A 9051-nucleotide genomic window follows, 5' to 3' on the forward strand; every position below is an offset into this window, starting at 1 on the left:
AAGTTAATGACCAGTCTGAAGCTTACGCTCCAGATACATGGAATAGCGGGACATGGAGAAGCAGAACAGGAAGAAGACGAAGGCAACAAAGCCATACAACTCCCAGATCACACCATTCCATTCGGCGTTGCCTTGGATCAGTTTCACCCAACCAATCGGGTCGGACAAAGCGATGATCGAAACCAGCGTGGTATCTTTGAACAACCCGATAAAGTTGGACACAATGCCCGGTATCGAGATTTTCAAAGCTTGCGGCAGGATGATCAGACGCTGTGCCTTCCAGTAATCAAGGCCCAGCGCATCGGCTGCCTCGTACTGCCCTTTAGGCAAAGCGGCCAGACCACCCCGGATCACCTCGGCCATGTAGGCCGCGGCAAAGAAGGTGATCATGATCATCACGCGCAGGATGATGTCAAACTGGGTTCCCTTTGGCAGGAAGTAGTTCAACAACACCGATGCCACGAACAACAAGGTAATCAGCGGCACGCCACGAATGAACTCGATGAAACCCACACACAGCGCCTTGACGATCACCAGATCAGACAGGCGCCCAAGCGCCAGAATGATACCGATCGGGAAGGACAGGGTAATGCCTGTAATCCCGAGCGTAATCGCCAGCATAAAGCCACCGAACTGACGGCTGCCGACTTCTGCAATCGACAAAGGCACAATACTGGCAAACAGATTGGCCAGCGGGCCACTCAGCAACAACCACCACAATAGCGTCGCTACAACTCCAAGGATAATCCCCATCAAGGGGCTAATCGTTTTGGATGTGATGCGGTGCACCAGAAAGCCAACAACGAAGCCCATGAATGCCATAACAGGCACCCAGAAGGTTCCGCCCCACAGCAGCCAAGGAGCCACGAACGGGAAGGCCACCGAGATCAGCAGCATTTTCTTTGGCAAGCCATTGAACAATACCGGTGCAATCGCCGCGAACAGCCAGACCAGCGCCAAATTAGGGCGCCAATACATGTCGCTGGGATAGAAGCCATACATAAGCTGCCAGAACCGCTCATGTATCACGCCCCAACAGGCGCGATTTGTTGGTTCTCCGTGAATTTCGATCAGCTTCTCGCGGCATTCTGTCAACGAGCTTGCATTCCAAATTCCGCCAAATACCCACGGTAACAATGCAACAAGAACAGAATAAGCCACATAGATTGCAATCAGGGACAAGATAATGTCCATCGGGGTAGCGAACAAATTTGCTCGTATCCAGCCGATGATCCCGACATTTGTTATCGGTGGCGCCTTTTCAGCCAACATCTCGGTGCGCACATAGCTTTGATCATTTGTCATAGTCATATCAACGCTCCCTCAGCTTTGTTCGTTCGTTGTAGGCATTCATCACCGTCGAAACGACCAGCGAGATTGCCAGATAACACCCCATCAACAGCAGAATAGATTCCAGCTCTCGGCCGGTCTGGTTCAGAGTGGTGTTGCCCAGCGTACTGGTAATATCGGCATAGCCAACCGCAACCGCCAGTGACGAGTTTTTGGTCAGGTTCAGATATTGCGAGATCAGCGGCGGGATAATCACCCGCATGGCTTGCGGCAGGATCACCAAATTCATGGTGCGGCCTGGACGTAGCCCAAGTGCGCCTGCAGCCTCGGATTGGCCTTTGGAGATCGCCATGATGCCAGCCCGCACAATTTCAGCAATGAAGGCAGCAGTATAGAGCGAAAGCGCGATCCAAAGGGCCAACAGTGGGTTGCCCAGTCGAATGCCGCCTTTGAAGTTAAAGCCCTTCAGTTCGGGGTAGCCAAGATGGAAGCCCAGCATCCATAACACCAGCAGCGTTGGGATCGCCACAAGCGCAAGGCGTATCAGCCCGGTTTTGGGCAGGTTCCCTGTTGCCGCCTGAATTTGTTTGGCGCGCGTTGAGATCAGTTTGCCAATCATCAGACCAGCAAACAACACCGAAAGGATTGCAACCAAATCAAGACTAATTTCAAATGATTTCCAGAACACCGGAATGTCGCCCAGACCTGTCGAGAACAACGGCTCGGGGACATAGACGCCACGGTTCGTAACCGCAACACTGTCAAACACGCTCATTGTTGCGGCTGGATCTTCACCGCGGAAATCACGCGGTTGGGGCAGGTTATCAGACAGTGCCCCCATAATCAGCAATATCCACAGCAACACAGGAACGTTTCTGAACATTTCAACATAAACAGTCGCCAACCGCGAAATCACCCAGTTATGCGAAAGCCGCAGAACACCGATCGTCACGCCGATAAACGTCGCGGTCAAACAACCCATTACGGCCACCAGCAGCGTATTCAGCAAGCCGATGATTGTTGCGCGCCCATATGTAGACGTCGACGAATATTCGATCAGTCGCTGGTTGATGTCAAAGTTGGAAACCTGTTGCAAAAAACCGTAGTTAAAATCTTTGCCGGCAATTGCCAGATTGATCCTAACATTGTTCAGCAACCAAGCTGCGCCCAGCATAAACGCGATCAGCACAATGACCTGAATGGTCGTTGAACGATAGCGCGTATCGTAGAGCAGCATCGAAAGGCGGAACGACGCCTTTGGAGGGTCGGTCAGTGTTGTCATGATAGACATCCCCGTGTTCCTGGCCTGTTTTATTTGACGCGGTTGTCCGCTGTCCCGGCTCAGGTGGTTTATTTGTTTTGTAGGTAGATATGAAAAGGGCGCGGGGATAAACCCGCGCCCAAATCAATTATAGTCCTAGCGGAAAGGTGGCGAATAGATAATGCCGCCATCTGTCCAAAGCGCGTTCAGACCACGCGCCAGACCCAGAGGTGTCTTTTCACCAAGATAGGTTTCAAAGATTTCACCAAAGTTACCCTCAGAAGTAATCGCACGTTTTGCCCAGTCAGCGTCAAGGCCGAGCATTTCGCCCATGTTGCCTTCGGAGCCGAGGATACGGTTGATTTCAGGGTTGTTCGTGCCTTTTGACAGCTCATCGATGTTAGCCGAAGTGATGTTGAGCTCTTCAGCAGAGATCAGCGCGTTCAGAGTCCAACGGACAATGTCGGCCCACTCGTTGTCGCCGTGACGCACCACTGGGCCCAGAGGCTCTTTGGAGATGATTTCTGGCAGAACGATATGATCATCTGGCTTTTCAAACGAAGCACGTGTGGCCGCAAGGGCAGATGCGTCAGTTGTCAGCGTATCACAAGCACCAGCAAGATACTGTGTTTGCGCTTCTGCGTTGCCCTCCACTGGCACTGGCTCATAAGAGATGCCGTTTGTGCGGAAGTAATCAGCCAGGTTCAACTCGGTTGTTGTGCCGCTTTGGATACAAACAGTCGCGCCGTCCAGATCTTTGGCCGATGTTACGCCCATTGATTTGGGGATCAAGAAGCCTTGACCATCGTAGTAGTTAACACCAACGAAGTCGAGCTTCAGGTCAACGTCGCGAGACAATGTCCATGTGGTGTTACGGGCCAGCATGTCAACTTCGCCAGAAGCCAGCGCAGTGAAGCGTGTTTTCGAGCTGAGTGGAACAAATTCAACGGCAGTGTTGTCGCCAAGAACAGCAGCAGCAACGGCACGACATACAGCAACGTCGTAACCTTCCCATTTGCCGTTCGCATCTGGCGAAGCAAAGCCAACGAGACCTGTGGAAACACCACAGTTCAATTTGCCGCGTGCTTTTACATCGTCAAGTGTGCCGGCAGCAGCAATTCCAGCGGTCAAGCTGGCAACTGTCAGTGCACCTAGAAATACGGATTTTTTCATTTTTACCTCTTCCTGATAGTCCGTCTAATATAGACGGTTTATTCGGCCTGTTTGGACCGAGGGCGATACCATGGGAAAGCTGCGCCTCCCCAAGCGTGCGTTAGTTTGGGCCAAATCTGGCGAAAACGTCAAGGGAAGTTTCGGAATTAAGCTCTTATCGGACCTAGTTTTTGTCCGAATCGAACATGAATCGAAAACGCAAGAGCAAATTTGGGGTCAATGCCCCCTAATTGGCCATGAAATAGAATCGGGCAGCGTGTTCAAAACCGGCCCTCTTACCCTCTGAGGTGGTAATCTCCTCATCATCTTCGCCCCACTTTTCAATCTGCCAGTCCTCATCGATTCTTGAGCACTGCCACAGATCGGCTACTGGTAACACTTTGTGGGTGGTGGCGAATCCGATGATCAACGAACCGGACATACCGACCAGATCGTGAAATGCCGCCAATTGAAATGCATCCAGACTGGCCACCCGTTTGGCAAGCAAGGCCAGAACCCCGGCATCCTGTTTCACATGCACAATTCCAACGCCGGCATTGAGCGGAGCTGACAATGTATCAGCTGCCCAATCCAGCAACGGATCCCACGCCGCATTCTGGCGTTCGACCAGTTCGCTGGGAGTTTCGGCGCGGTAGCATAACAGATCAGTATCGCCATAGGCGGCCACCAGCGCCGATACCTCGGCATGCATTGGTGCTACCTTGTCGATTGCGGCATTGGCTGTGCGGGTCACAGGCATGGTCAGCGGGTCGACCATCTCGCCCTGCGCATCCCATTCTGCCGCAATTGCTTTGGCCATGCTGCGGGTTGGCACGATCAGTTCCGATTTTATCGGCGTGCGCAACTTGCGCCCGTCCAGATGCACGGTAAACCCGTCGCTCGCTTCAACGACGCTCGCGTCTTTCCAGAACCGTTTTGCTGTCCACTCTACCATCTTTATCCCCAAAACCCGTCCAGCAATGACTGCAACTCTGCTGCGTCCTCCACAATCCATGCCGCGCCTGCTGTGCGCAGATCATCGACTGTGTGATAGCCCCACGAAACGCCGATGCACTGCATCCCCGCAGCAACGCCCATTTCCATATCATAGGTGGTGTCGCCGATTATCACGGCTTCAGCCGCATCAACACCGGTTTCGGACAACGCGGCAAGCAACATCGACGGGTGCGGTTTGGATGGGTGATTGTCCGCAACTTGGGCTGTGACAAACTTTGATGTCAGCCCGTGACCATCCAGCACTGCATCCAGCCCGCGTCGCGATTTTCCGGTGGCAAGGCCCAGCAGCAGGTGGTCGTCCTGTGCCAAACCGTCCAACATATCCAGAATGCCGGAGTATAGTGGCGCAAATTCTCCGGCCTCGCGTTTGACTTTGAAGGTGGCTTTGTAGCCTTCAACCAGTGCTTCATACTGCCCATCTGTCAAATCGGCGATCAGGCGTCGCATCGCCTGTGGCAGGGATAACCCAATGATACCACGCACTTGTTCCAGCGGCGGGCATTGCAACCCTTGGCCAGCAAAGGTCAGTTCCATCGCCGAATGGATGTGGTGCTGGCTGTCGACCAGCGTGCCGTCCACATCAAACACCGCCAAACGCAAAGGTCGGCTCACAGGTATTCCTCGAACGGATCATCCGCTACATCGCGTTCATCCCAACCAAAGGTATCCCATGTCCGTTTCATGTGTTCAGACATCGGGGCGACGATTTTCAGCATCTTGCCGGTCACCGGATGCGGCAGGGTAATGCAACGGGCGTGCAGGTGCATTTTGCGGCTGATGTCCCCGCCCAGTTGCGCACCCCAGCCATCGCCCTGATTTTCCTGACCCGAACCGCCGTATTTACCATCGCCAATAATCGGATGGCCCATTTCAGCCATATGCACCCGCAGCTGGTGGGTGCGCCCTGTGACAGGCACCAAAGCGACCCAAGCACACCGTTTGGCAGCCGCCGACAGCACCATATAATCGGTGGTGGCGCGTTTGGCGCCCTCGGTGTGCTGCACCTCATCGGGGTGAACACAGATCATTTTCTCGTGGCCCTGCCCGCCGGACTTGACCAGCCCGTATTTGATGGTGCCCATTTTGGGCGCGGGACAGCCGCCCACAGCAGCCCAGTAAATCTTGCGGGTTTCGCGGGCGCGAAAGGCTTCGGTCAGGCGCGAGGCCACTTGGCGCGTGCGGGCCAGCAGCAGGATGCCCGACGTGTCCTTGTCCAGCCGATGCACCAGACGCGGTTTTTGATCATAGCCAAAGCGCAACGCATCGGCCAGCATATCGACATGGCGGGTCTGTTTGCTGCCGCCTTGCGTTGGCAGGCCAGCCGGTTTGTTAATGGCAATGATGTCATCATCACGGTAAAGCACCGCGTTCTGGATCATCTTCATATCGGCGTTGCTAATCATGTCATATGTTTTGGCCCGCGCGGTAATTTCATGCGCCTCGGGCAGTGGCGGAATGCGGACCAACTGCCCCGCTTGCACGCGAGTCGCAGCCTTGACGCGGCCGCCGTCCACACGGATGTCACCCTTGCGGCACATCTTTTCGATGCGCCCTTGGGCTATATGCGGGAACATCCGGCGGAACCAGCGATCCAGCCGCTGATCACCATCATCCTTAGCTACTTCAATTTTCTGAACACCACTCATGACCAAAACGCCCTTGCTGCAAACAGCCCTAAAATGATTGCCGCCAGCGACAGAAACACCGATGCCATCGCATATAGCGCCGCCTGTGTTGTATCGCCGCGCTCGTATATCGTTAGCACATCCAGCGAGAACGCCGAAAACGTGGTAAACCCGCCCAGCACACCAGTCATCAGAAACGGCGCCATCTGACGCGTCATACCCTTGTGCGCCAATACCACCACAATCACACCCATGATGAACGATCCGATCACATTCACCGCAAACGTTCCCCACGGAAGGCCTGGTCCAAACAGGCGAATGGTGCCAACACCGGTCAGATATCGCAGCGAAGACCCAATTGCGCCGCCAAGGGCGACTTGAAGAAGTGTTACATAAGACATGCAGGTTCTTTCATGCCGTAGGGCCGGTTTGTCAACCGCACTGCCGTTTGGCGCGCAGTTTGGCGAAATAATCCAGCCGCTTTTTCAACTCGCGTTCAAACCCGCGTTCAACCGGTTGATAGTAAACCCCGTGCTTCATACTGTCGGGGAAATAGTTCTGGCCGGAAAACCCGTCTTCGGCATCATGGTCATAGGCATATCCATCACCATACCCCTGATCTTTCATCATCGAGGTTGGCGCGTTCAGGATGTGTTTGGGGGGTGGTTCCGATCCGGTCTTTTTGGCCGCAGCCATCGCGGCCTTGAACGCCACATAGGCCGCGTTGGATTTGGGGGCCAGCGCCAGATAGGTCACCGCCTGTGCCAGCGCCAATTCGCCTTCGGGGCTGCCCAGCCGCTCATAGGTTTCCCATGCGTGCAGGCAAACGGCATGCGCTTGCGGGTCGGCCAGCCCGATGTCCTCGACCGCCATGCGAGTGATGCGGCGCGCCAGATAGCGGGGGTCTTCGCCCCCTGTCAGCATCCGCGCCATCCAGTACAGGGCTGCGTCAGGGTCGGAGCCACGCACGGATTTGTGCAGGGCGGAAATCAGGTTGAAATGCTCGTCCCCGCTTTTGTCATAAAGTGCGGCGCGGCGCATCAGGCGGGTGGCGAGCGCATCGACATCCAGTTTCTTGTCGCCTTTCCATGCAATGATCTGTTCGATCAGGTTCAGCAACGCGCGACCATCGCCATCGGACATTTCCAGCAGCGCCTCGCGGGCTTCACCCGTCAAGGGCAGCGCATGGTCCAGTTCTTTTTCGGCCCGTTGCGCCATGCGTTCAAGATCGGCCAATGTCAGGCGGTTCAACACCAGCACCTGAGAGCGCGACAGCACAGCCGAATTCAACTCGAACGACGGGTTTTCGGTGGTGGCCCCGACCAGAACGATTGTGCCATCCTCCATATACGGCAGGAACCCGTCCTGTTGCGCCTTGTTGAAACGGTGGATTTCATCGACAAACAGCAGGGTGCCGCGGCCATTTTGGCGACGTATCTTTGCCGCTTGAAACACCTTTTTCAGATCAGCAATACCCGAAAATATCGCACTGATCTGCACAAAGGTCAGATCGGTTTCATCTGCCAGCAATCGCGCGATGGTGGTTTTGCCAACCCCGGGCGGGCCCCACAGGATAAGGGACGACAAGCTACCTGCCGCCAGCATTATTCCCAGCGGTGCCTCAGCACCGATCACCTGTTCCTGTCCGATCACATCGGCCAGTGTTTTTGGCCGCAACCGGTCTGCCAGCGGGCGGGGTGTGCCCTCTGTTGATAGTTCAGTTGTGGTGTCGAATAAGTCTACCATGTCCTAAATCTATGCGCCCCTGTCACAATAGAAAAGCTAAATGGGGATTTTGGTTGTGCGGAGAGCCGGCTCAACCACCCCCAACAACCAAAAAACCCCGCCACAAGGGCGAGGTTTTGTGTTTTCAGCCAGTTTCAAATTCTATTCGTCAGCAGCGCTTTCCTCAGCGGCAACGCGCGCCTTGTCAGCAGCGCCTTTGGCAGCCGGATCGCGGTCGACCAGTTCGATGATCGCCATTGGTGCCATGTCACCGTAGCGGTAGCCAGCCTTGAGAACGCGCACACAACCACCGTTGCGGTCTTTGTAGCGCGGGCCAAGCACGTCAAACAGTTTGGCAACATACTGATCTTCTTTCAGACGGCTTCTGGCCTGACGGCGGGCGTGCAGATCACCGCGTTTGCCCAGCGTGATCAATTTTTCCGCAACGCGCTTCAGCTCTTTGGCTTTGGGCAGCGTGGTTTTGATTTGTTCGTGTTCAATCAGCGAACCCGCCATATTGGCAAACAATGCCTTACGGTGTTCGTGCGTGCGATTAAGACGGCGATAGCCTCTTGCATGGCGCATTTTATCAGTCCTTCTTCAGGTTTTATACTTTGTCTGGCTGCCCATGCGTGGGCTGCTCTCCTTGGGGCATTATTGCCCAGATGTCCCCGCACATGCGGGCATTTTATGGGGCGGACAATCAGCCCGCCCCAAATATTTCTAGAACTGGTCTTCGAATTTCTTCGCCAGATCTTCAATGTTTTCTGGTGGCCAGTCTTCAACGTCCATCCCCAGATGCAGACCCATGCCTGACAGCACTTCTTTGATCTCGTTCAAAGATTTGCGGCCAAAGTTTGGTGTGCGCAGCATTTCTGCTTCAGTTTTCTGGATCAGATCGCCGATGTAAACGATATTGTCGTTTTTCAGGCAGTTTGCCGAACGAACCGACAATTCCAACTCGTCTACTTTCTTCAGCAG

General features: G+C 54.6%; 10 protein-coding genes. All 10 read right to left on the reverse strand.

All coding sequences use genetic code 11. The annotated features are described in order from the left end of the window. Positions 1-3: 3 nt before the first annotated feature. Positions 4-1311 (reverse strand): amino acid ABC transporter permease, encoded by a 1308-nt coding sequence (locus tag ACWB12_RS03900; protein WP_479528756.1) that lies wholly within the window; start codon positions 1309-1311, stop codon positions 4-6. A gap of 1 nt (position 1312) precedes the next feature. Further along, the gene (locus tag ACWB12_RS03905; protein ID WP_479528757.1) at positions 1313-2572 is read right to left on the reverse strand and encodes an amino acid ABC transporter permease; all 1260 of its coding nucleotides are present in this window, start codon (positions 2570-2572) and stop codon (positions 1313-1315) included. A 135-nt stretch (positions 2573-2707) separates the two neighbouring features. Next, complete coding sequence (locus tag ACWB12_RS03910) at positions 2708-3724, reverse strand: amino acid ABC transporter substrate-binding protein (RefSeq protein WP_479528758.1); 1017 nt, start codon at positions 3722-3724, stop codon at positions 2708-2710. Positions 3725-3950: 226 nt separating this feature from the next. Next, positions 3951-4658: an ATP12 family chaperone protein gene (locus ACWB12_RS03915; RefSeq protein ID WP_479528759.1), complete on the reverse strand. Its 708-nt coding sequence runs from the start codon at positions 4656-4658 to the stop codon at positions 3951-3953. A gap of 2 nt (positions 4659-4660) precedes the next feature. Beyond that, positions 4661-5332, reverse strand: a complete 672-nt coding sequence (locus ACWB12_RS03920; RefSeq protein ID WP_479528760.1) for an HAD-IA family hydrolase — start codon at positions 5330-5332, stop codon at positions 4661-4663. Further along, entirely contained in the window at positions 5329-6366 is a 1038-nt protein-coding gene (locus ACWB12_RS03925) for an RluA family pseudouridine synthase (RefSeq protein WP_479528761.1), read from the reverse strand. The genes ACWB12_RS03920 and ACWB12_RS03925 overlap by 4 nt, the downstream gene beginning before the upstream one ends. Next, on the reverse strand, positions 6363-6746 hold the full coding sequence (gene crcB / locus ACWB12_RS03930; protein WP_479528762.1) for a fluoride efflux transporter CrcB: 384 nt from the start codon (positions 6744-6746) through the stop codon (positions 6363-6365). The genes ACWB12_RS03925 and crcB overlap by 4 nt, the downstream gene beginning before the upstream one ends. Positions 6747-6777: 31 nt before the next feature. After that, positions 6778-8091, reverse strand: a complete 1314-nt coding sequence (locus ACWB12_RS03935) for a replication-associated recombination protein A (RefSeq protein WP_479528763.1) — start codon at positions 8089-8091, stop codon at positions 6778-6780. A 141-nt stretch (positions 8092-8232) separates the two neighbouring features. Next, a complete protein-coding gene (rplQ, locus tag ACWB12_RS03940) occupies positions 8233-8655 on the reverse strand; it encodes a 50S ribosomal protein L17 (RefSeq protein WP_479528764.1) in 423 nt (140 codons plus the stop codon). 138 nt (positions 8656-8793) lie between these two features. Continuing rightward, the coding region (locus tag ACWB12_RS03945) for a DNA-directed RNA polymerase subunit alpha C-terminal domain-containing protein (protein ID WP_479528765.1) at positions 8794-9051 on the reverse strand (258 nt) is incomplete at its 5' end.

The organism is Profundibacter sp., assembly GCF_056498605.1.

What these genes read in the sequence shown, in the direction of transcription:
- ACWB12_RS03935 (WP_479528763.1), bottom strand. Translation starts at nt 8,091, where the DNA reads ATGGTAGACTTATTCGACACCACAACTGAACTATCAACAGAGGGCACA.
- ACWB12_RS03900 (WP_479528756.1), bottom strand. Translation starts at nt 1,311, where the DNA reads ATGACTATGACAAATGATCAAAGCTATGTGCGCACCGAGATGTTGGCT.
- ACWB12_RS03910 (WP_479528758.1), bottom strand. Translation starts at nt 3,724, where the DNA reads ATGAAAAAATCCGTATTTCTAGGTGCACTGACAGTTGCCAGCTTGACC.
- ACWB12_RS03915 (WP_479528759.1), bottom strand. Translation starts at nt 4,658, where the DNA reads ATGGTAGAGTGGACAGCAAAACGGTTCTGGAAAGACGCGAGCGTCGTT.
- ACWB12_RS03925 (WP_479528761.1), bottom strand. Translation starts at nt 6,366, where the DNA reads ATGAGTGGTGTTCAGAAAATTGAAGTAGCTAAGGATGATGGTGATCAG.
- rplQ (WP_479528764.1), bottom strand. Translation starts at nt 8,655, where the DNA reads ATGCGCCATGCAAGAGGCTATCGCCGTCTTAATCGCACGCACGAACAC.
- crcB (WP_479528762.1), bottom strand. Translation starts at nt 6,746, where the DNA reads ATGTCTTATGTAACACTTCTTCAAGTCGCCCTTGGCGGCGCAATTGGG.
- ACWB12_RS03905 (WP_479528757.1), bottom strand. Translation starts at nt 2,572, where the DNA reads ATGACAACACTGACCGACCCTCCAAAGGCGTCGTTCCGCCTTTCGATG.